Source organism: Arthrobacter sp. BC5 (assembly GCF_056680255.1).
The window spans coordinates 3,271,827-3,293,280 of sequence record NZ_CM155273.1; the positions used below are offsets into that span (position 1 = coordinate 3,271,827).

Genomic DNA, 21,454 nt, shown 5'->3' on the forward strand with positions numbered 1-21,454 from the left:
ATGTCAGTCGTCGTTCTCGAGCTCGCCCAGGACGTCGTCCGAGAGGTTGGCGTTCGAGTAGACGTTCTGGACGTCGTCGAGCTCCTCCAGGGCGTCCACGAGCTTGAGGAACTTGCGGCCGCCCTCGGCGTCGAGGTCCACCTGCATGGACGGCACGAACTCGACCTCGTCGGTCTCGTACTCGATGCCGCTCTCATCGAGCGCCGCCACCACGGCCCGGAGATCCTGCGGCTCGGAGATGATCTCGAAGGTGTCGGCCGATTCCTTGACCTCGTCCGCGCCGGCATCGAGGACGGACATGAGCAGTTCGTCCTCGGTGAGCCCGTTCTTCGGCAGGGTGACCACGCCCTTCCGCGCGAACAGGTACGCCACCGAACCGGGATCGGCGATGGTCCCGCCGTTGCGGCTGATCCCGAGGCGCACTTCGGACGCAGCGCGGTTCTTGTTGTCCGTGAGGCACTCGATCAGCAGGGCCGAGCCCTGGGGTCCGCGGGCCTCGTACATGATGGTCTGGTAGTCGACGGCCTCCCCGAGCAGGCCCGCGCCGCGCTTGACCGCCCGGTTGATGTTGTCGATGGGCACGGAGGTCTTCTTCGCCTTCGAGACGGCGAGCTCCAGACCGGGGTTACCGGCGACGTCGGCGCCACCGGCCCGCGCGGCGACCTCGATGTTCTTGATCAGCTTGGCGAAGGACTTCGCGCGCTTGGCGTCGATCGCGGCCTTCTTGTGCTTGGTTGTTGCCCACTTAGAGTGCCCCGACATGCTTACGCTTCTCCTCTGATCATCCGAATAAACAGTTCGTGGACCCGCCGCTCACCCGTGACTTCCGGGTGGAAACTCGTGGCCAGCAGGTTCCTGGAACGCACTGCGACAATTCTAGCGACCGGCTCCAAGTCGGCATCCGCACCCTCGGACGGGCCGGCCTGCGGCGTCTCGGCCGCGGGCACCTGCGCCAGGACCTCGACCCCCTCGCCCACCTTCTCGACCCACGGTGCGCGGATGAAGACCGCGCGGACCGGATCGTCTCCCGCGGCCTCGCCCGTCGTCGCGAGGCCCGCGAAGGAGAGGTCCGCCTCGAAGGACTCGCGCTGGCGTCCGAAGGCGTTGCGCCTCACCACCATGTCGAGCCCGCCGAACGTCTGCTGCGGGTTCCCCTGCCGGTCGGTCGAGGGGTCCGCGATGACGTCGGACAGCAGGATCATCCCGGCGCAGGAGCCGTAGACGGGGAGGCCGCCCCTGATCAGTTCGCGCAGCGGCCCGGCCAGGCCGAAGCTGCGCGTCAGCTTGTCGATCGTGGTCGATTCGCCACCGGGAAGGATCAGGCCGTCGACCGCGGCGAGTTCGGACGCGCGCCGGACCGGCACGGCGCGCCCGCCGAGGGACTCGATCGTGGCGACATGCTCGCGGACGTCGCCCTGCACGGCCAGCACGCCGACGACGACCTCGCGGCGCGCGTGCGCGGGAGTCGCCGTCGTCGTCGCACCGGCTGCGTGGCCGGGAACGGACACGACGGGTCCGCCCGGGCCCGGAGCCTCGGGCGTCGGCAGCGGAGCCGGGAAGGAGGGGGAGGTCATCCCCCGATTCTAGGCCGTTCGGGCCCCGTTCCCGGTGTCGCACGGCAGGCGTGAGCAGCACCTCCCCGCCGGATACAGGGCAGGAGGGCGCGCCAGCGATACTGTGGAGGCATGAATCCCCTTCCAGTCCTCGTGGGTAAGGCCGTGCGCTTCGCCTCCCGCCTGCGCGGCGGCGGCTCCGCGTTCCCGGGCCTCGTGGTCGAGCGCCTCGACCCCGGCTTCATGGGCCGGGCGCTCTCCGCCCTCCCCCACGGCGTCGTCGTCGTCAGCGGGACCAATGGCAAGACGACCACCACGAAGATGGTCGTGGAACTGCTCGAGGGCCAGGGCCTGACAGTCTTCACGAACCGCACGGGCAGCAACTTCACGCGCGGTGTCGCCGCCGCGCTGCTGGGCGAGGTCGACCTGCGCGGCCGGCTGAAGGCGGACGTCGCCGTCCTCGAACTCGACGAGGCGCACGCCGTGCACTTCGTGAAGCTCGTGCCCCCACGGTATTCCCTGCTCCTGAACGTGCTGCGCGACCAGCTCGACCGCTTCGGCGAGATCGACGCGACGACGCGCCTCCTCGAACGCATCGCCCTCGCCACCACCGGGACCGTCGTCCTCAACCGGGAGGATCCCCGGGTCGCCGGACTCGCGCCGTCGATCACCGCTGCCGATGTCGTCTACTTCGGCCTCGACGCATCGCTCCGGAGTACGTTCCCGAACGACGACGAACTGCGCGGGGCAGCGGGCGCCGAGCCGGCGTCCGCGCTGCCGGCCGACGTCGTCCTCCGTTCGGTGGACGGCAACTCGGCCGAGTTCGAGGTGGACGGGACAAGGACCCGCACCGATCTCCGCCTGCGGGGTGTGTACAACATCTTCAACGCCGCGGCCGCCCTCGCGGCGGCCCGTGCCGTCCTCGGCGGGACGGCGGACCCCGGCAGGCTCTTCTCCTCGCTGGCCGCCGTGGAACCCGCCTTCGGACGCGGCGAGAGCCTCGTCGTCGACGGCCAGGCCCTCGAACTCGTGCTGGTGAAGAATCCCAGCGGTTTCCGGCTGGGCCTGAAGTCCTTCGACCCGGCCGGCTGCGCGACGATGATCGCCATCAACGACAACTACGCCGACGGACGCGACATGTCCTGGCTCTGGGACGTGGACTTCGATTCGCTCGGCCTCGGCGGCGTGGACGTCGTCAGCGGTGTCCGCGCGTACGACATGGCGCTCCGGCTGAAGTACGACGACGTCCGCGTGGGCACGGTCGAACCCGACATCGCGGACGCGCTCGGGCAGTTCGTCGGAGGCTCGGCAGGACGGCCCAAGCGCATCTTCTGCACCTACACAGCCATGCTCGCGGTCCGTCGCGAGCTCTCCAAGATCACGAAGGTCGAGGTGGTCTCCTGATGAGTGACGCCCCATCCGCCAGTGCCCTGACCGAAGCCCCCGCCGATCCGTCCAAGGGGTCCCTGCGCATCCTGCAGCTGTATCCGCGCGAGATGAACATCTACGGCGACTACGGGAACGTCCTGGTCCTCAAGCAGCGCCTCGCCTGGCGCGGCTACGGCGCCGAGATCCTGGAGCACAACGCCGGGGACCCGTTCCCGGACGACGTCGATCTGATCGTGGGCGGCGGCGGCCAGGACAGCGGGCAGGTGGTCATCCAGGACGACCTCCAGTCGATCGCCCCCAGGCTCCGCGAACTCGCGGAGGACGGCACCCCGATGCTGCTCATCTGCGGGCTGTACCAGCTTTTCGGCAACGTCTTCCGCACGCATGACGGCACTGTCATCCCCGGCATCGGTGCGCTGGACCTCGAGACGCGCGGCGGGACGGAACGGCTGATCGGCAACGTCGTGGCCATCAGTGACGAGTTCGGCGAGATCCACGGCTACGAGAACCACAGCGGCCAGACCTTCCTCGGCGACGGGCTGAAGCCCCTGGCGACCGTGGTCAAGGGAGCGGGGAACAACGCCGAGGAGAAGCACGAGGGCGCCCGGTACAGGAACATCGTGGCGAGCTACCTCCACGGTTCGCTGCTGCCCAAGAACCCCGCGATCGCCGATTTCCTGCTGCGTACCGCTGCGGAGCGGAGGTTCGGCGCTTTCGAGGACGACGGCGTGGACGATTCCCTGGCCGAGCTCGCCCGGCAGCACGCCGCCGCCAGGCCGCGGTAGGAGGGACCGCACGGGCAGCTGAGCGGTACGCATCACCCCGCGGGAGGACGCCCGGATCAGCACGACGGCGGATGTGCGCCGGCGGACCGCTTCCTAGGCTGGAACCATGACCTCCCCTGCCGATCCTGCCCGTCCATCCGTCTGGCCCGATGTCGTGTCCGGTGCAGGGATCGCCCTCTGGTACTCCCTGCCCGACTACACCGCACGCCGGAGGACCCGCGCGGTGGTGAAGACCGGCATCATCGCAGCAAGCGCCGCGTACGGTGCGTATGTGCTGAGGGGAGTGTCGGTGTCAGCGGACGGCGGGAGCCCGGTGCTCCCACACCCCGCACCCGGAGATCCGGTTCCCGGGGAGCCTGCATCGGAGGAGTCGGGACCGGGGCGTCCCGGGGCACGGTCGGACCGGACGAAACCCGGACGTCCTGCACTGATCGGCGTGGCCGCCGTCCTGCTCGGAGCCGTCGCGGCGGTCACCGTCTGCATGGAACGGGTCGTGTACCGGTTCGGCGAGAGGCTGTCGGGCCGGGGCGTCCGCCTGGCCCACACGCGCATCGGCGTTGCACTGGCCGTGCTCAGTACCCTGGCCGTGGTGGCCGGGGATGCGCTGCGGGACCGGCGGACGGACGCGGCTCCGGGCCACCCGGGCCCGATGACCTGACGCCGTTCGGTCACCGGCCGAAGGAGGCTCCCCCGTGACGGGAACCTCCCTCGCCGGCAGGACGACGGTGGACGCTACGTCGGCCTCAGGGGATGTCGCTGCGCGAGGCTTCCCGGCGCAGGGCCCGCGCGTCGTAGTCGGTCAGGAAGCCCTGGTCCTCGAGGGAGCGCACGCTGTCGCGCACAGCGCGGATGTACGCGCCGTGGTTCCGGTAGAGGACATCGAGGGTCTCCTGGGGCAGCGGCCGCTCGTACCCCGCGATGAAGCAGAAGGACGCTCCGGTCGCCGTGCCGTACCAGGTACTGGTCGGCGCGTCGAGGAACGGCGAACGGAGGCCTCCCTGCACGTTGCCGAACTCGTCGAGCACGGGTGCGCCGTCGCGTACCAGGATCGGCTCCGCACGCGGTGGGGCGACGCCCTCGCGCACCCAGAGATCGAGGTTCCGCAGTGCGGCGTCGAAGAAGATGGAACTCGGGAACCTGCTCCGCGGTCCCTCGTTGCACGAGGCCGGTGGGACGGCACGGCTTGCCGCGACGATATCCGCGGACGACGCCGAGAAGGCGAGCTCGTCGGGTGTCGCGTGCCCGGCGCCGGCCATCTCGTAATGGCGGTACCGGTCGCCGGGGGCGTCACTGTCGGCCCGGCGGGATCCGATGCCCAGCAGATAGTCGGACTGCGACATCATCCGCATGATCGGCACGCCGACGTCCTCGAACTGGCGGCGGGCATCGCCTGCCGGCGGCGCCGGCTCGCACTGGTTCATCGGGTAGGCACCGGCGAAGGCTCCCCCGGCGACGGCGACGATGTAGGCGTCGTAGATCGGCTTCCCGTCGGATTCGACGACGAGCGGATGCACGCCGTTGATGTAGTTCACGAGATAGCCACCCGTCTGGGAGTAGCCGAACCCGTAGGCGTGCTCGACCTGCGTGGTGGGTTCGCCGTACCGGAGCGGATTCGCGGCGTCGTCGCTCCGGAGCCACGCACCCACCTGCGAGTAGATGTCCCAGACCAGCCCGTTCTCGGTGGTCCTCGAGGAGTCGGCGGCGACCGAGGTGCAGTTGAGGGGATCACTCAGCGACAGCGGATTCGCGAAGGAGAGGGACGCGTACCGCTCGGGATCGAAGTTCTTGAGCGCCTCGACGGCGATCGGCTTGGCGGTGATGCCCACCCAGGCATCACCGTTGTCCACGATCTGCTGCTGGGCGACGGCCCAGCCGATGTTGAGGTCGAACAGGTTGCTCGGATTGAGCATCTCGACCACCACGTTGCCGCTGAACTTCTGGCCTTTCGCGGGTTTCCTGACGAGCACGCGCGTGGTGTACGGGGCGTCGGCGGTCCGGACCTGGGCGGGTCCGTCCGCCGGCCACGTGTAGACATCGGACGTACCGCTGACCAGGTACTCCTCCTCCACGTAGCCGAGCTTCGCCAGGTCCTGCGGGACCTCCTGGTGATCGGCGGCACCGAAGGGGTAGGACTCGGCCGTGGCGGCGAGGGGTCCTTCGACGGCGGGAATCGCCGTCGTCCCGTCGGGCTGTGGCGGGGAGGGCGGCGACACGGCAGTGGCCGGCACCGCTGCGGTGAATCCGGTCAGTGCGAGGGCCAGTGTCAGCAGGACGGATGTGCGGGAACGGGTTCTCATCGGTGCTCCTTCTCGGAACCGGGCTGCGCTGCCCGGGGATGCTCCGCGGCACTCCGGCTTCGGTGCCGGGTGCCCCTGCGCCGAAGCCGGGGTCCCCTGGGGTCCCCTCCATCATCAGGCGGCGAAGCATTCCGACCGTAGGTACTCCCGCTCGGCAGGGTCAAGGGTGGTGCGCGCGGATGCAACAACGTGCAAAAGTTAGTTCCCATGAGCAACCCTTTCCTTGAGCCCAGCACCCTCGACTACCAGCTGCCTCCGTTCGCGGCCATCCGGGACGAGCACTACCTGCCGGCCTTCGACACCGGTATCGGGGAGCACCTCGCCGAGATCGAGGGCATCACCGGCTCGGCGGCGGATCCCACCTTCGAGAACACCGTCGTCGCGCTCGAGCGTGCGGGCAGCACCCTGGACCGGGTGTCGCGCGCCTTCTTCAGCAACTCGGTCAGCCATGCCACGGATGCCGTCCAGGCGCTCGAGCAGCAGATCGCCCCCCGCCTCGCCGAGCACGAGGACAACATCAAGCTCAACCGCGCGCTGTTCGAACGCCTCCGCGGGGTTCCGCTGGACAGGCTCGACGACGAGTCCGTACGGCTCGTGGAGGAGTACATCCGCAGTTTCGTGCGGGCAGGGGCGGAGCTCGACGACGACGCCCAGTCCACCCTCCGCCGGCTCAACTCCGAGCTCTCGGGCCTCAGCACCGAGTTCTCGCAGAAGCTCCTGAAGGACACGAACAGCTCGGCACTCCTGGTGGACACCGCCGAGGAGCTGGACGGACTGTCCGCCGACGCGATCTCCGCAGCAGCGTCGGCCGCCACGGAGGCGGGACACGACGGCAAGTACCTCCTGACACTCATCCTGCCGACCGCGCAGCCTGCGCTGGAATCGCTCACGGATCGGGACACCCGCCGTCGGCTGCACGAGGCGTCCGTCCATCGCGGGGCCCGCGGGAACGACGCCGATACCCTCGCCATCGCCACCCGCATGGCCACGCTCCGAGCAGAGCGCGCAGCCCTGCTCGGCTTCGACACACACGCGGCTGCAGCCACGGACAGCCAGACCGCGCCATCGCTGGAGGCGATCATGGAGCGCATGCGCGAGCTCGCGGCCCCGGCCGTCCGCAACGCGCGCGCCGAGGCGGCCGAACTCGAGGCAGAGGCGGGCCACCCCATCGAGCCCTGGGACTGGGCGTACTACGCGGCCAGGGTGCGGAAGGCCCGGTTCGACGTCGACCTGGACGCCCTGCGCCCCTATTTCGAGCTGGAGCGTGTTCTCCACGACGGCGTGTTCTACGCCGCGAACCGCCTGTACGGCCTGACGTTCACGGAGCGCCCGGACCTCGCGGGCTACCACCCCGACGTGCGCGTCTGGGAGGTCTTCAACGAGGACGGCTCGGGGCTCGGCCTGTTCCTCGGCGACTTCTACACGCGGGACACCAAGAGCGGCGGAGCCTGGATGAACTCCTTCGTGGACCAGTCGCGCCTCGAGGGGACCCGTGCCGTCGTCGTCAACAACCTGAACATCTCGAGGCCCGGCCCGGGTGAGCCGACGCTGCTCTCCTACGATCAGGTGGTCACCACCTTCCATGAGTTCGGCCATGCCCTGCACGGCCTGTTCTCGGACGTCACCTACCCGCTCTTCGCGGGCACGTCGGTGCCGCGCGACTTCGTGGAGTACCCCTCGCAGGTCAACGAGATGTGGATTCTCTGGCCGGAGATCGTCGCGAACTACGCCCGCCACCACGAGACCGGCGAAGCGCTTCCCCAGGACGTCATCGACCGCATCCACGCCGCCGGCGCCTGGGGCGAGGGATTCGAGACGACGGCCTATCTCGGCGCCACCCTGCTCGACCTGGCCTGGCACTCCCTCTCCCCCGGCACGGTGATCGAGGATCCTCTCGCCTTCGAGGCCTCGGCCCTCGCCGAGGCGGGCATCGACTTCGCCCCGGTGCCGCCGCGATACCGCACCTCGTACTTCAAGCACATCTTCGCCGGCGGGTACGCGGCGTCCTACTACGCGTACATCTGGAGCGAGATGCTCGACGCCGACACGGTCGAGTGGTTCAGGTCCTCCGGCGGGCTCACGCGCTCGAACGGCGACCACTTCCGGCGCGAACTGCTCTCACGGGGCAACAGCATCGACCCGCTGGAGGCCTTCCGCAGGTTCCGTGGCCGGGACGCGGACCTCCGTCCCCTGCTCGTGCGCCGCGGCCTGGCATGAGCGGTATCCCGAACATCGCGCCGCCATGGTGACGATCGTCCAGTGCCAGCGGCTGCAGACCGCCTGGTGTGCTGCACTGGCGACGGCCACCGGCGGAAGGACCTTCTCGACGCACGGTGCCACCTGGGTATGGCTGCCGGCCCGGCGGGAACTCATGATGATGTTCCCGCCCACGGTCGGCGCCCACGCCGTGCGGCCCGCCCTGGCCGAGGGCATGAGGCTCGGCGCCTCCTCGGCCCGGATCTGGCTCAACGGCGCGGTGAGCGCCACCGAGCTCGCGGACCTCGGCTTCTCCCCGAGCTGGCAGCCCTGGTGGATGGCCGCGCCGGTCTCCGCCGTCGTCGTTCCCGATGACGGCGACGCCCTCCTCACCACCGAGGTCCCCGACTACTCGGGACCCCTCGAGCAGGAACTGCGCGTGGTCCGTTCCAAACCGAGGCAGTCCTGGCATGCCGTGACCAGGGACGCTCGGGGCGGCAATGTCTCGGGTGCCGCCTACTCGTTCTACCCGTCCGGAGTGGCTGGGTTGCGGCAGCTCGGCGGCATCCATCATCTCGAAGTCCTACCCGACTACCAGCGGCAGGGACTCGCGACAGTACTGCTGAGCGCGACGGCGCGTGCCGCAGCTCAGGCGGGGGCGGTGGACCTCGCGGTGAACGCAACCCCTCAGGGGTACGAATTCCTATCCCGTCGTGGATTCACCCTGCTGGGTCGCGGCAGGACGTACTCCCTGCACCTCTGAGGGCGTGCCTCCCGCTGCGCGCACGTGATCGGTGGGAGAACAGGGAAGGACCGCAGCCCCGTGGGCTGCGGTCCTTCCGGATCCGTTGTCGTTACCAGCCGCGCTCGGCGAGGCGGTGCGGCTGCGGGATCTCGTCGACGTTGATGCCCACCATGGCTTCACCGAGGCCGCGGGACACCTTGGCGATCATGTCCGGGTCGTCGTGGAACGTCGTCGCCTGGACGATGGCGTTCGCGCGCTCCGCCGGGTTGCCCGACTTGAAGATGCCCGAGCCGACGAAGACGCCGTCCGCGCCGAGCTGCATCATCATGGCGGCGTCCGCCGGGGTGGCGATGCCACCGGCGGTGAAGAGGACGACGGGGAGGCGTCCGGCGGAGGCCACCTCCTTGACGAGCTCGTACGGTGCCTGAAGCTCCTTGGCGGCGACGTAAAGCTCGTCCTCGGCCATGGAGGACAGGCGGTTGAGTTCGGCGCGGATGGTGCGCATGTGCATGGTGGCGTTCGAGACGTCGCCGGTGCCTGCCTCGCCCTTGGAACGGATCATGGCAGCGCCCTCGTTGATGCGGCGGAGGGCCTCACCGAGGTTCGTCGCGCCGCAGACGAAAGGAACGGTGAACTTCCACTTGTCGATGTGGTTCGTGTAGTCGGCCGGCGTGAGGACCTCCGACTCGTCGATGTAGTCGACGCCGAGGGACTGCAGGACCTGTGCCTCCACGAAATGGCCGATCCGGGCCTTGGCCATGACCGGGATGGACACGGCTTCGATGATGCTGTCGATCATGTCGGGATCGCTCATGCGGGAGACGCCGCCCTGGGCACGGATGTCCGCGGGAACCCGTTCGAGCGCCATGACGGCTACCGCACCGGCGTCTTCGGCGATGCGGGCCTGCTCGGCTGTGACGACATCCATGATGACGCCGCCCTTGAGCATTTCGGCCATTCCGCGCTTGACCCGGTTGCCACCGGTCCGTGCTGTGGTTGCCGAATTGTCTTCAACGGTGGACACAACTTGCCCCTAAAGGTAGATAAAAACTGACACTTCATGATACGCCGCCCGGGCCGCACTCCGGCTCCGCGGCGTCGTCCCGTGACCGGCCGTCATGGACGTGCTCCTGGGCGGGTGGCCCCCGCCTGCCTCGGGCGTCATGCGGAGGGTGTCGAGGCGCCAGCCACCGCCAATTCCCGGCGCTCGAGTTCGTCCAGCACGGTGTCGAGCGACCCCTCGGGCCACGGCGCGGACCGTCTCTCGGTGCCGCCCGTGCCGACCGCGCCGCCCCGGGGTGACGCTCCGCGCTGGAGCAGGAGCAGATCGGCGTCCGAGACGATCTGCAGGTCGGTCGGCAGGAACCCTGGTGCGTGCGTCATGGTGGCCCTCCTTCGTGTCGTAGGGACTCTTCCCGGTTAGACGGAGCATCGGCCGCCGATTCATCGGCGATGGAGCACCCGGTACTGTGACGGGCATCGGCCAGCAAGCAGGAGGCGCACAGAATGGCAGTGGACGGTTACGGGGACGATCGCCTGGTGGCGCTGTACGACGAGTTCAACCAGGGGACGTGGGACACGGATTTCTATGCAGCACAGCTCGGCGGAACCGGCCTGCGCATCGCGGATGTCGGCTGCGGCACCGGCTCCTTCGCGGTACGGCTGGCACAGCTGGGGCACACGGTGACCGGCGTCGATCCTGCACCGCGCATGCTGGCCGTCGCGCGGTCTAGACCCGACGCGGACCGCGTGACCTGGCTGGATGGAACCGCCCGCGACCTGCCCACCGGGCCCTTCGACGCGGCAGTGATGACCGGGCACGCCTTCCAGTGCCTGCTCACGGACGAGGAGATCCTCGAGACCCTGACCGAGGTTCGCCTCCGTCTCGCACCGGGCGGGCGCTTCCTGTTCGAGACGCGCAACCCCGCACGGCGGGCGTGGCTGGACTGGCAGAGCCCGGACGGTCCGGATGCCGTCGATTCGAGTGCGGGCCCGCTGCTCACAGCGTGGACGCTGGTCGAGGTGCGGGGCGAACTCGTCACGTTCGAGGGGTGGACGCGGTTCGAGGCGGACGGAGCGGAAGTGACGGACACCAGCACGCTCCGCTTCGTACCGCCCGCTCGGCTCGCCGCGTTGCTCGACGAGGCGGGCTACTGTGCCGTCGAGTGGCGCGGCGACTGGGACGGCTCGGCTTTCGATGCCTCCATCAGCAGGGAGATCATCGTGGTGGCCTCCGTGCCGCAGGAGTAGGCGCCATCCTCTGCGGGCAGCCTCGAGCACCTCACCACCAGCGGCGGACTCGTCGCGAGGGCGAAACCAAGAACCTGAATATCCGCAGCGCTCTTCAGGGCGCCGACCTCGCCCGCATCATCGTCTCCGGCGGCACTGCCTCGTACCGGGGGAAACCCGCAGAGCGGAAGACTCCACAGACCGCGCAGCAGGGACTGGTAGCACCGACGCTGGTTCACCGTGCTTTCGGCTCGTCAGGGATGTGACTCCAGCCCAGATTCATGGCGCGGCGACGCGACATCATGTGCTGTCGCTACCGCAGCATTGACTGCGGATGCGGTGATCGATCCTTCATACCGGACGTTGTTGATGAAGTACGTCGGAGCTTGTTCAAGACGCATCGCTCTGGAGTCCGCAGAGTCTTCGTCGACACGCTCCGAGCCGACCCCCACCGTCCAGTCACGCTCGAACCGTCGAAGATTCAGCCCCGCTTGTGCCGCTGCCCGCATGATCTGCCGGTCGTTCTCGATAGGCGCTTCCTGGATGAGTGCATCACGCATCTCCCAGAAGCGCCCCTGCGCAGCCGCAGCCTCATTGGCGAGAGCTACTGTTCGCCCATGGGGCTGGTCCGATGGAAGGTACCTGAACGCGTAGACGACTCCATCGCCGAACCGTCCTTCCATCTCGCGTCGCATCTCGCCGGCGGTCGGTGAATAGGGTGTTGCGTAGGAACCATACTCGACGACCGCCACGACGGAGCTTGCTGGGTTGCCCAGAACGTGGTCCTGGAGTGGATCGAGTGGTCGGATGAGTCGTTGCCGGCGGGGTGCGCGTCGCCTATCTCCAGCACCGATGGTGGTCAGGGCTACCGATCCGAGGATCGCGGCGATGATGGTCGCGGCGAAGACTCCGATCTGCGCGCGGGTAACATCAACAGGATCATCGAAGGCTAGTTCTGCAACGAACAGAGAGATGGTGAAGCCCATCCCGGCCAGCATGCTCAGACCGACAATGTGTGACATGCGCATCTCGGGGCCAAGCGCATTTGGCCGGATCAGGGTGATGATCCATGTGGAAAGTGAGATGGCCGCGATTTTTCCTACGACCAGGCCGAGGATGATGCCGAGGGTGAGGCGGGAACTGAACGCGTCAGCCAATGATTCTCGAGTGATGCTGACACCTGCGTTCGCGAGGGCGAAGATGGGCAGGATGAGCCAGGTGATGTAGGGAGTAAGCGCTTGGTGCGCTCGCTCGTTGACTGATATTGCCCGCGCGAGCGAGTCCTCCGCTGTTCGTGCGTACCCTGCTGTGGGGGACATCTGGAAAGCACGCACGTGATCCTGGGCGGTGCGGAGGTCTTCCGCCCGTGTGCGGAAGATCGGCAGCAGTAGTGCGATCGCAACGCCGGCCAGAGTGGCGTGCACGCCGGAGAGAAAGAAACCTACCCAGACAATGGCTGACGGCAGCAGGTAGAGCGCACCGCGCCATACGCCGAAGAAACGCATTAGGCCGATCATCGCCAGACCCGCTGCTGCGATGAGCAGCGGCAAGGGATCGAAATCGTCGGTGTAGGCGAAGGCAACAACAGCGAGTGCACCCACATCATCCGCGACGACCAGGGTGACGAGAAAGACTCGAAGTTGAGGCGGCATGGCCTGTCCGACGAGGGCGAGTAGACCGAGCACGAAAGCTGTGTCGGTGGACACCACTATTCCCCAGCCGCCGACTGCTCCCGTGTTCCACGTCGTGCCGATGTAGATCAGTGCGGGGATGATCAGTCCGGTGACGGCGGCAATTACCGGGATACTTGCCGTCCGCCAGTCGCGGAGCTCCCCGAGCTCCAGTTCTCGACGGACTTCGAGAGTGACATGCGCGAAGAAGGTCGCCATGAGTAGGTCATTGACCCAGTGCTTCAGGTCGAGCTCGAATCTGAAACCGCCCACGTCGAAGCCGAGAGGAAGGTGCCAGAAGGCGTCATAGGTATGACCGGGCAGGTTCGCCCATAGCAGTGCGGTAACGGTTCCTGCGATGAGGATGAGAGTTCCGCGCACGGCTTCGGGCGTAGCCAGGACGCGAGAGATCAGGTGGCCGCGGGGCTTCACGGAAGAATTCATGATGCCTACACCCCGACGTGGATCCGTCACGGTGTTGCTGTGGGTAGCAGGAGTACCTCGGCGAGGTTCACGGTCCGAGGAAGAGCAGCGGCCAGTGCTACAACGGCGGCGATTGCTTCCGGCTGCACGTCGGCGGTGACGCGGGCGTGCTGTGACTCATCCCCGGTCAGCGGTTCGTTCGGCTGACGGCGGGTACGTTCTGCCGTGAAACTCGGTTCGATGATGTGGACCCGCATGCCGTTGGGTCCGTATTCGTGGCGAAGCGCACGGGCAAGTTGCTTGATTGCTGCTGAGAGTGCATTGAAGACAGCAAATCGTGGTTCCCTCACGTCGGTGCTGACCGCCCCTATCAGCATGATGTCAGCCGGTGATCCGCTCTGCGCGACCTGCATCAACGGATCGGCGAAGGTCTGGCACGCATGAAGCAGACCGCGGAGGTTCGCATCGATCATCTCGCCCCAATCCGCCGGGATCCCCTCCCCGAAAGCGGACCCCGTGATGACTCCAGAGGCGACGACAAGGAGATCGACATGTCCATAGCGCGTGAACGCGGCAGCGTGGGCGTCGTTGACTTCGAGTTGGGAGGTGACGTCCGCGACGGTGGGGAGGACTCGGTCTCCGCCTGCGAGCTCGCGCTCGAGAGCGCCAAGACGCAGGGGGTCGCGCCCGACGATGACGATGCTCGCACCGTCTCGCAGCAGTTCATGGCAGATTGCGCGCCCTATCCATCCGGTAGCGCCGAAGACGACGGCGACCCTGCCGTTCAGGGAATCTGTTGCGCCGGCGTACGCGTTCATACTTGCTCCTTCAGGGAGGTGAGGGGCAGCAGAGGCTCCCAGTAGTGCGACGTGGGTTGTGCGCGGTGACCGGGAGCTGCGACCTTCGGGCTTGGCATCACGACCTGATCGTTCTCGAGATAGGAGCCGGACGGCACGTCGGCTTCGGCGGCGTGCATGACACGCCGGGCTCCGTGAGTGGGAGGGCCACCTATCCGTTCCACCCTGGGTGCACTCAAAGGGGTGTCGTCCAGTCCGGGGCACAGTGCGACCACACGGACGCGCGCTGGCCGTAGTCCTTCCGCAAGCAGGGATGACCATGTGACCATCGCAGGTTTTGCTCGCGCATAGGCCGCGATCGGGCAGTAACCGTGCTTGAGGTCACGGTCATCGAAGTGAAGGTGCTCCACGTGATGCGCGGTGGAACCAACGTTGACGATCCGCGCGCCTCGTGCGAGCCATGGAACGAGTCGTCGGGTGAACCGCGCAGGGGCGACGTCGGACAGGCGGGTGGAGCCCGCTGCTCGGATGTGTCGGGTGACTGGTGCAACCGCTGCCTCCGGCTCGGGACCCGGAACGATCAGCACCTCTGTGATAGAAGCCAGGCTACGAGCTGAGGCTTCCCCGATTCCGCTGGTGGCGCCGGTCAGTACCACCGTGCCGGATCTCTTCCTCATAGCGCGTACCCTCCTGCGACGTGAAGGTCCTCCCCTGTGATCCATCCGGAATCATCCGAGACGAGGAATGCAATGACCCTGCCGATGTCCTCCGGCTCGCCCAGACGACCCAGTGCAGTCCTGGCAGCAAGCCCGGTGATGATGTCTGGGTACTTCTCGAACGCATCGTCGCCGATGCGGGTCCGTGTCGGTCCTGGGGCAATGGTGTTGACGCGGATACCTCGAGGACTCAGTTCTTTCGCGAGGTAGCGGGATGAGACAACGAGCGCGCCCTTCATAGCCGCGTACCCGGAATACCCCGGCTCCGTGTCACCAGGACGGACGGAGCTGCTTGAGGTGTTGACGATCGCGCCGCCGTCGTGAATGAGCGGCAGGAGGGTTTGGGTCAGGAAGTACGGTCCACGTAAGAGGACCTGGTAGTACTGGTCGAAGGCTTCTTCTGTCATGTCCTCGAACGCGAGGCCGCCGCCGAACCCTGCATTGTTCACCAAGCCATGAAGGGTGTCGGTGTTCCATTCCTCGAGCAGGACCCTGCTCAGCTCGCTTTTGAAAGCCGAGAACGTCTCGCTCCGCCCAACGTCCAGAGATAGTGCAACTGCTCGGCCCCCAATGTCCCGGATGGCGGACGCTGTGTCCTGCGCGCCGTCGGGGTGCGACCGGTACGTGGCAATTACCCCGCACCCACGTGCGGCGATCTCGATGGCGGCGCTCCGCCCGATTCCAGCACTCGCACCGGTAACAACTACCACTCGCTGTTCTGATATTTGCTCATTCATGTTTCTAGCGTCGCGTAATGGCAAGTCATCGAGTTAGGGGAAAACCACCGTCTTCTTGCCCGATCCTGCTACCGCAATCGCCATTCAGTACTCTCGCGAGAACATCACTGTTTAGATTGAGAAATGTTGATGCAGGAGTTTCGGGCGTTGATTGAGAAGCATGCGGGAACAGGGGTTACGCCTACCGCAATCCCCGGCGTGCTCGTCAGCAGGATGGAGAAAGGAGGCAAGCAGGAGGAGTCGGAGACAACGTCGATCCTTGCTGTGGTTGCTCAGGGCACCAAGCGTCTCTCTGTGGGCGACACGGTCCACAATTTCGGGCCAGGTCAGTATCTGGTCGCATCAATGGATCTTCCCGTGTCAGGGGAGTTCGCAGATGCGACCCCTGAGAAGCCAGCCCTTGGGTTCGGTCTGGAGTTGCGACCCGAGGTTGTGGCCGAACTGATGTTGAATCCCTCTGCTTTAGATTTTCAGCGGTCTGCACGAGGGCAAGCTCCTCCGGCTATCGCGGTCGGGCGGGCATCCCAGAGGCTGCTCGATGCGGTGATCCGCATGCTGCGGCTGCTCGATTCTCCGAGGGATATCCCCGTCCTGGCTCCGATGATCGAGCGGGAGATCCTGTGGCTGATCATGTCTGACGAGCAGGGAGCAACAGTGCGGCAGTTAGGTCTGGCTGACAGTAGCCTCAGCCGCGTACGTCAGGTCGTGAGGTCCATACGAGGCCGGTATGCAGAATCATTTCGAGTGGAGGACCTGGCTCGATTGGCGCACATGAGCCCATCGGCCTTCCACAAGGCGTTCCAGGCTGTCACCTCGATGAGTCCGATTCAGTACCAGAAACACATCCGCCTTCAGGAGGCTCGGCTTCAGCTCCTTGCTCGCCCCGGAGATATCGCTGCCGCTGCCTACGCTGTCGGATACGAAAGTCCCTCCCAGTTCAGCCGTGAATATCGCCGCCAGTTCGGGAGCTCGCCCCGACAGGATGTCGCGTCCCTGCGCGGGAAGATCCTCGAACCTCACGCGATCAAACCCTGAGCTGAAGCCGGGTACGGTTGGATCGCCGCCGCTCGTCGGGAAATGGCAGGAGCCGGACGACGATCCATCCGCGGACGCGCCGGCTCACCACGCTCGCACGTCTAGCTGTGATGCCCGCGGAACAGGGCCCGGCACTGGTTTGCTACCACGGGGGAGAATCACGACAGGGTGGTTCGAGCCGTTCCCGCTGCGGCCGAGGTGCCCAGGTCGCTTCCAGGCAGTGCCTGCTGCGCGCTCACGGCTGCCGCCCAGGCGCCGGTGGTGCCCACGGAGGCCCAGTTGGAGTTCAGCAGTGCGAGCAGGGTCGTGTGCACGGTCCTGGCATCCGCGAAACCGGCGTCGTTCGCGATGTTGATCGCACCCGTGGCATCGGAGAGGACCTCCGTGGTGAAGCCGAGGGCTTCCGCCTCGACGGCCGAGCCGAGGATGCAGTTGTTGGTCATGTAGCCCACGAGGGTCACGGTCCCGACGTCGTGCTCACGCAGCCATCCTGTCAGGTCGGTACCGGCGTAGACCGAGCCGTACTGCTTCACGACGTTCTTCCATGCCTCGGTCCGCCGGCTCTCGACGTCGGGGTGGAGTTCGAACCCGGGGGTGCCCGGGGCGAAGACGGGCGCTCCCTCGCCCGCAGTGTGCTGGATGACGGCGATGGGAAGACCGGCGCCCGGTCCCACGGCCGCTTCGACACCCGCCCCTCGACACCGCCCCCGCACTGACGCGGCCTCCGGCTCACTCCAGTTCGGTGACGAACCCGATCGTGTTCCCGTCAGGATCCGAGAGCTGGAAGAACTCGACGGCTCCCTCGAAACGCTCCACATCCGTGACGTCCAGCCCGAGTCCGGCAAATCTCTGCTGCTCGGCTGACGCGCTCTCGACGCTGATATTGAGCGATATGCCCTCGCCACCCGCCTGCTCCGGAGACACGGCTAGCTGGAGCCAGAAGGACCCGAGGTCGAACTCTGCGAGGCCGTCCATCGGCCGCAGGTCCGGTTCGCCCAGATCGAACGCGCGCCGGTACCAGGCCACGGCCACGTCGAGATCACGCACGGGAACGCCGACGGTCACCGCTGTGGGTTTCATGGGTGCAGGCTAGCATCGGCCGCGGGCGCGGAGAAGGCCGCCTCAGGGAGCTTGTCGATCCGCGAGCGACTGGCGGCGGACCGTCCGGACCCGCTGGTACACCGTGACGAGACTCGCCACCGCGAGGAGAACGAGGACCATCAGCAGGAAGGGCTCCGGCAGGCCCAGTCCGGTCAGGCCTGTCACCACCAGTACGGAGACGAGCCGCTCCGCACGCTCGGCAACCCCGACGTTCGCCGTGAAGCCCAGCGATTCGGCCTTCGCCCGCGCATAGGAGACGAGCATCCCGAGGACGAGGCACGCGAGGGCGGCCACCGCGATGCCTGCGTTCTGCCCACCGGTGAAGAACCAGATGGCGACGCCGGCGAAGAGGGCGCCGTCCGCGATCCGGTCGAGGGTCGAGTCGAGGAAACTCCCCCAGAGCCCGCTGTGGCCCTTCATGCGCGCCATGATCCCGTCCACGACGTCGGAGAACACGAAGAGGGTGATGAAGACCGTGCCCCAGAAGAGCTGGCCGAGCGGATAGAAGACCAGTGCACCGCCGGCCACGCCGACGGTTCCCGCTATGGTGACGGCGTCGGGGGTGACGCCCCATCTGAGCAGCAGGCGGGCCAACGGCGTGAAGAGCCTGGTGAAGAAGCCCCGCGCGTACCTGTTGAGCATCAGGCGCCCGCTCCTGGAGTGCCGCCCTCGGACGGCCACGCGGCGGCGACCTGAGCGCGGACCTCGCCGAGCGTCTGGGTGATGGCCTTGGTCTGCGCGATGATCGGGAGGAAGTTTCCGTCACCGCCCCACCGGGGCACCACGTGCTGGTGCAGGTGGGCGGCGATGCCCGCCCCTCCGGTGACCCCCTGGTTCATGCCGAGGTTGAAACCGGACGGGTTGGAGACCCGGCGCAGCACGCGCATGGCGGTCTGGGTGAGCGCGGCGATCTCCGCGGTCTCCGCCTCGTCGACGTCCGTGTAGTCGGGTACGTGCCGGTAAGGGCAGACCAGGAGGTGTCCCGCGTTGTAGGGGAACAGGTTCAGCAGCACGAAGGCATGCGTGCCCCGATGCACGATGAGCGATTCCTCGTCGCTCAGATGGGGGGCCCGGCAGAACGGGCATGTCTTCTCCGACGTGACCTGCTCCTGCCCTCCCTTGATGTAGGCGAGGCGGTGCGGCGTCCACAGCCGCTGGAAGGCGTCCGGCACGCCCGCCAGCTCGAAACCGTCCGTGACCGCCGGGTCGCCCGGGTAGGACGCGGGCATCCCCCGATTGTCCGCGTCCTCCATCAGACCGTGGCCTCCCGGCTGCGTACCGCCTCCACGATCCGGCGGACGGCCTCGTCCACGGGCACCTGGTTGTCCTGGCTGCCGTCGCGGAACCTGAAGGAGACGGCGTCCGCCTCCTGGTCCTCGCCGCCGGCTATGAGCACGAACGGCACCTTCTCCTTGCTCGCCGTCCGGATCTTCTTCGGGAAGCGGTCCGAGCCGGCGTCGACCTGCGCGCGGATGCCTTCGGCCTTCAGCTTGTCGACGACGTCGAACAGGTAGTCGTTGAACGCTTCGGCGACCGGGATGGCCAGGACCTGCACGGGTGCCAGCCACGCCGGGAACGCTCCCGCGTAGTGTTCGGTCAGCACGCCCATGAAGCGCTCGATCGACCCGAACAGTGCGCGGTGGATCATGACCGGACGCTGGCGCGAGCCGTCCGCCGCCTGGTACTCGAGCTCGAAGCGCTCGGGCAGGTTGAAGTCCAGCTGGATCGTGGACATCTGCCAGGTGCGGCCGATCGCGTCGCGGGCCTGCACGGAGATCTTCGGACCGTAGAACGCCGCTCCCCCGGGATCGGGCACGAGCTCCAGCCCGGAGGCCTCGGCGACCTCGGCGAGGGTGCGGGTGGCCTCCTCCCAGATCTCGTCCGAGCCGACGGACTTCTCCGGGTTCCGGGTGGACAGCTCCAGGTAGAAGTCCTCGAGACCGTAGTCCTTGAGCAGCCCGAGCACGAAGTTCAGTGTCTCGGTGAGCTCGTCCTTCATCTGGTCGCGGGTGCAGTAGATGTGGGCGTCGTCCTGTGTCATGCCGCGCACGCGCGTCAGACCGTGGATGACGCCGGACTTCTCGTACCGGTAGACAGAGCCGAACTCGAACAGGCGCAGCGGCAGTTCGCGGTAGGACCGTCCGCGGGACCTGAAGATCAGGTTGTGCATCGGGCAGTTCATGGGCTTGAGGTAGTAGTCCTGGCCGGGCTTGCGCACCGTGCCGTCCTCGTTGAGCTCCTCGTCCACGTGCATGGCCGGGAACATGCCGTCCCGGTACCAGTCGAGGTGGCCGGAGACTTCGTACAGGTGACCCTTGGTGATGTGCGGCGTGTAGACGAACTCGTACCCGGCGTCCGTGTGGCGCTGGCGCGAATAGTCCTCCATCGCCTTGCGGATGATTCCGCCCTTGGGGTGGAACACCGGCAGGCCCGAGCCCAGCTCGTCCGGGAACGAGAAGAGATCCAGTTCCGTGCCGAGGCGCCGGTGGTCGCGGCGCTCGGCCTCCGCCAGGCGCTCCTGGTAGGCCTTCAGTGCGTCCTTCGTGGGCCACGCCGTCCCGTAGATGCGCTGCAGCTGCTTGTTCTTCTCGCTGCCGCGCCAGTAGGCGGCCGCCGACCGCGTCAGGGCGTAGGCGTTGGAGATGAGCTTGGTGTTCGGCAGGTGCGGGCCTCGGCAGAGGTCCTGCCACACGACGTCGCCGGACTTGCGGTCCACGTTGTCGTAGATGCTCAGCTCGCCGGCCCCCACCTCCACGGACGCGCCGTCCTCCTCCGTCGCCCCGCCCTTCAGGCCGAGCAGTTCGAGCTTGTACGGCTCGTCCTTCATGGCCTCGCGGGCCTCGTCCTCGGACACCACCCGGCGCACGAAGCGCTGGTTGGCGTTGACGATCCTGAGCATCATCTTCTCGAGCTGCTTGAGCTCGTCGGGCGTGAACGGCTCCTCGACGTCGAAGTCGAAGTAGAAACCGTCGGTGATGTACGGGCCGATGCCGAGCTTCGCCCCGGGGCGCAACTGCTGGACGGCCTGGGCCATGACGTGCGCAGCGGAGTGCCGCAGCACCTCGAGCCCTGCCGGGTCCTCGAGCGTGACGCCCTCCACGGAAGCGCCGTCGGGCAGTTCCTGGTCCAGGTCCTTCAGATCGCCGTCCACGCGCATGACGACGACGTCGCGCCGCTCGCCGAACAGCTCCGTGCCGGTGATACCCGTGGTCGCCTGCTTCTCTTCGCCGTCGACGAGAAGTTTCATGGGCTGGGGCGCTGACACGGATGGTCTCCTTGAGGCTGGGAAATGGGTGCCCGCAGGGGGCGCGACGGGATCCGACCGGAGCCGGGACCGCCCTCCTGATCGTATCGGGTGGCCGGGAGGCCGACCAACAAGCTCGCCGCTGCGGGGCGGGACCGGCGGGAGGAATGGGCCGGGAGGGTACAGCGTTGACACCGGTGCGGGAGAGAACTGCCCGCGCATCGACACCAGAGTGCGGTACCACCGCACCCAGCAAGAGGAGCACCGTGGACTACACGCCAGAAGCAGGATCCATCACCATGTTCTCCACCTCGTGGTGCGGGTACTGCCGTCGCCTGAAGTCCCAGCTGGACGCACAGGGCATCGGCTACAACGAGGTCAACATCGAAGAGGTCGAGGGCACCGCCGAGCTCGTGGCGTCCCTCAACGGGGGCAACCAGACGGTGCCCACCGTGATCTTCCCCGACGGCAGCACCGCCACGAACCCGTCCGTGGCAGAGGTCAGGGCCAGGGTCGCCGTCTAGCGCAGGCGGCCTC

General features: G+C 67.2%; 21 protein-coding genes. 8 read left to right on the plus strand and 13 right to left on the minus strand.

The annotated features are described in order from the left end of the window. Positions 1-3 precede the first annotated feature (3 nt). The gene (locus AC1MFI_RS15395) at positions 4-762 is read right to left on the minus strand and encodes a YebC/PmpR family DNA-binding transcriptional regulator (protein ID WP_479817946.1); all 759 of its coding nucleotides are present in this window, start codon (positions 760-762) and stop codon (positions 4-6) included. 2 nt (positions 763-764) lie between these two features. Next, complete coding sequence (gene pdxT, locus AC1MFI_RS15400; protein WP_479817948.1) at positions 765-1,574, minus strand: pyridoxal 5'-phosphate synthase glutaminase subunit PdxT; 810 nt, start codon at positions 1,572-1,574, stop codon at positions 765-767. Between the two features lie 111 nt (positions 1,575-1,685). Here pdxT and AC1MFI_RS15405 point away from each other — a divergent pair, with 111 nt between their 5' ends. The 3 genes from AC1MFI_RS15405 to AC1MFI_RS15415 all read left to right on the plus strand — a co-directional run bounded on the left by AC1MFI_RS15405 (position 1,686) and on the right by AC1MFI_RS15415 (position 4,385). Next, a complete protein-coding gene (locus tag AC1MFI_RS15405) occupies positions 1,686-2,957 on the plus strand; it encodes a MurT ligase domain-containing protein (RefSeq protein WP_479817949.1) in 1,272 nt (423 codons plus the stop codon). Beyond that, on the plus strand, positions 2,957-3,727 hold the full coding sequence (locus AC1MFI_RS15410) for a type 1 glutamine amidotransferase (RefSeq protein WP_479817951.1): 771 nt from the start codon (positions 2,957-2,959) through the stop codon (positions 3,725-3,727). The genes AC1MFI_RS15405 and AC1MFI_RS15410 overlap by 1 nt, the downstream gene beginning before the upstream one ends. Positions 3,728-3,833: 106 nt before the next feature. Then, a complete protein-coding gene (locus AC1MFI_RS15415) occupies positions 3,834-4,385 on the plus strand; it encodes a hypothetical protein (RefSeq protein ID WP_479817952.1) in 552 nt (183 codons plus the stop codon). 85 nt (positions 4,386-4,470) lie between these two features. Here AC1MFI_RS15415 and AC1MFI_RS15420 read toward each other — a convergent pair whose 3' ends face one another. Then, complete coding sequence (locus AC1MFI_RS15420) at positions 4,471-6,024, minus strand: alpha/beta hydrolase domain-containing protein (protein WP_479817953.1); 1,554 nt, start codon at positions 6,022-6,024, stop codon at positions 4,471-4,473. A gap of 207 nt (positions 6,025-6,231) precedes the next feature. Between AC1MFI_RS15420 and AC1MFI_RS15425 the strand changes: the two genes are divergently transcribed. Then, positions 6,232-8,241 carry a M3 family metallopeptidase gene (locus AC1MFI_RS15425; RefSeq protein ID WP_479817954.1) on the plus strand — a complete coding sequence of 670 codons (2,010 nt, stop codon included), beginning with the start codon at positions 6,232-6,234 and terminating at the stop codon, positions 8,239-8,241. A 25-nt stretch (positions 8,242-8,266) separates the two neighbouring features. After that, positions 8,267-8,983 carry a GNAT family N-acetyltransferase gene (locus AC1MFI_RS15430; RefSeq protein WP_479817955.1) on the plus strand — a complete coding sequence of 239 codons (717 nt, stop codon included), beginning with the start codon at positions 8,267-8,269 and terminating at the stop codon, positions 8,981-8,983. A gap of 91 nt (positions 8,984-9,074) precedes the next feature. Here AC1MFI_RS15430 and pdxS read toward each other — a convergent pair whose 3' ends face one another. Both pdxS and AC1MFI_RS15440 read right to left on the minus strand, forming a co-directional pair. Then, positions 9,075-9,989, minus strand: a complete 915-nt coding sequence (gene pdxS, locus AC1MFI_RS15435) for a pyridoxal 5'-phosphate synthase lyase subunit PdxS (protein ID WP_479817957.1) — start codon at positions 9,987-9,989, stop codon at positions 9,075-9,077. A gap of 137 nt (positions 9,990-10,126) precedes the next feature. Beyond that, the gene (locus tag AC1MFI_RS15440; protein ID WP_479817958.1) at positions 10,127-10,348 is read right to left on the minus strand and encodes a hypothetical protein; all 222 of its coding nucleotides are present in this window, start codon (positions 10,346-10,348) and stop codon (positions 10,127-10,129) included. A gap of 123 nt (positions 10,349-10,471) precedes the next feature. Here AC1MFI_RS15440 and AC1MFI_RS15445 point away from each other — a divergent pair, with 123 nt between their 5' ends. Continuing rightward, positions 10,472-11,215 (plus strand): methyltransferase domain-containing protein, encoded by a 744-nt coding sequence (locus tag AC1MFI_RS15445; protein ID WP_479817959.1) that lies wholly within the window; start codon positions 10,472-10,474, stop codon positions 11,213-11,215. A 233-nt stretch (positions 11,216-11,448) separates the two neighbouring features. On the opposite strand, the gene nhaA is transcribed toward AC1MFI_RS15445, so the two are convergent. The 3 genes from nhaA to AC1MFI_RS15460 form a co-directional block, all read right to left on the minus strand. Further along, positions 11,449-13,308, minus strand: a complete 1,860-nt coding sequence (gene nhaA / locus AC1MFI_RS15450; RefSeq protein WP_479817961.1) for a Na+/H+ antiporter NhaA — start codon at positions 13,306-13,308, stop codon at positions 11,449-11,451. A 26-nt stretch (positions 13,309-13,334) separates the two neighbouring features. After that, positions 13,335-14,105, minus strand: coding sequence for an SDR family oxidoreductase (locus AC1MFI_RS15455; RefSeq protein ID WP_479817963.1), 771 nt, complete (start codon positions 14,103-14,105; stop codon positions 13,335-13,337). A 652-nt stretch (positions 14,106-14,757) separates the two neighbouring features. After that, a complete protein-coding gene (locus AC1MFI_RS15460) occupies positions 14,758-15,537 on the minus strand; it encodes an SDR family NAD(P)-dependent oxidoreductase (RefSeq protein WP_479817964.1) in 780 nt (259 codons plus the stop codon). 123 nt (positions 15,538-15,660) lie between these two features. On the opposite strand from AC1MFI_RS15460, the gene AC1MFI_RS15465 reads away from it, so the two are divergent. After that, complete coding sequence (locus AC1MFI_RS15465; RefSeq protein ID WP_479817965.1) at positions 15,661-16,572, plus strand: AraC family transcriptional regulator; 912 nt, start codon at positions 15,661-15,663, stop codon at positions 16,570-16,572. Between the two features lie 158 nt (positions 16,573-16,730). Here AC1MFI_RS15465 and AC1MFI_RS15470 read toward each other — a convergent pair whose 3' ends face one another. The 5 genes from AC1MFI_RS15470 to thrS are packed head-to-tail and all read right to left on the minus strand — an operon-like array spanning position 16,731 to position 20,920. Next, positions 16,731-17,246: an isochorismatase family protein gene (locus tag AC1MFI_RS15470; RefSeq protein WP_479817967.1), complete on the minus strand. Its 516-nt coding sequence runs from the start codon at positions 17,244-17,246 to the stop codon at positions 16,731-16,733. A 55-nt stretch (positions 17,247-17,301) separates the two neighbouring features. Further along, positions 17,302-17,652 carry a VOC family protein gene (locus AC1MFI_RS15475; protein WP_479817968.1) on the minus strand — a complete coding sequence of 117 codons (351 nt, stop codon included), beginning with the start codon at positions 17,650-17,652 and terminating at the stop codon, positions 17,302-17,304. A 42-nt stretch (positions 17,653-17,694) separates the two neighbouring features. Beyond that, positions 17,695-18,315: a phosphatidylinositol phosphate synthase gene (gene pgsA, locus AC1MFI_RS15480; RefSeq protein WP_479817969.1), complete on the minus strand. Its 621-nt coding sequence runs from the start codon at positions 18,313-18,315 to the stop codon at positions 17,695-17,697. Beyond that, a complete protein-coding gene (locus AC1MFI_RS15485; protein WP_479817971.1) occupies positions 18,315-18,902 on the minus strand; it encodes an HIT family protein in 588 nt (195 codons plus the stop codon). Before AC1MFI_RS15485 ends, pgsA begins: the two co-directional genes overlap by 1 nt. A gap of 23 nt (positions 18,903-18,925) precedes the next feature. Then, positions 18,926-20,920: a threonine--tRNA ligase gene (gene thrS, locus AC1MFI_RS15490; protein WP_479820910.1), complete on the minus strand. Its 1,995-nt coding sequence runs from the start codon at positions 20,918-20,920 to the stop codon at positions 18,926-18,928. 263 nt (positions 20,921-21,183) lie between these two features. Between thrS and AC1MFI_RS15495 the strand changes: the two genes are divergently transcribed. Beyond that, a complete protein-coding gene (locus AC1MFI_RS15495) occupies positions 21,184-21,441 on the plus strand; it encodes a mycoredoxin (RefSeq protein ID WP_479817973.1) in 258 nt (85 codons plus the stop codon). Positions 21,442-21,454: the final 13 nt, after the last annotated feature.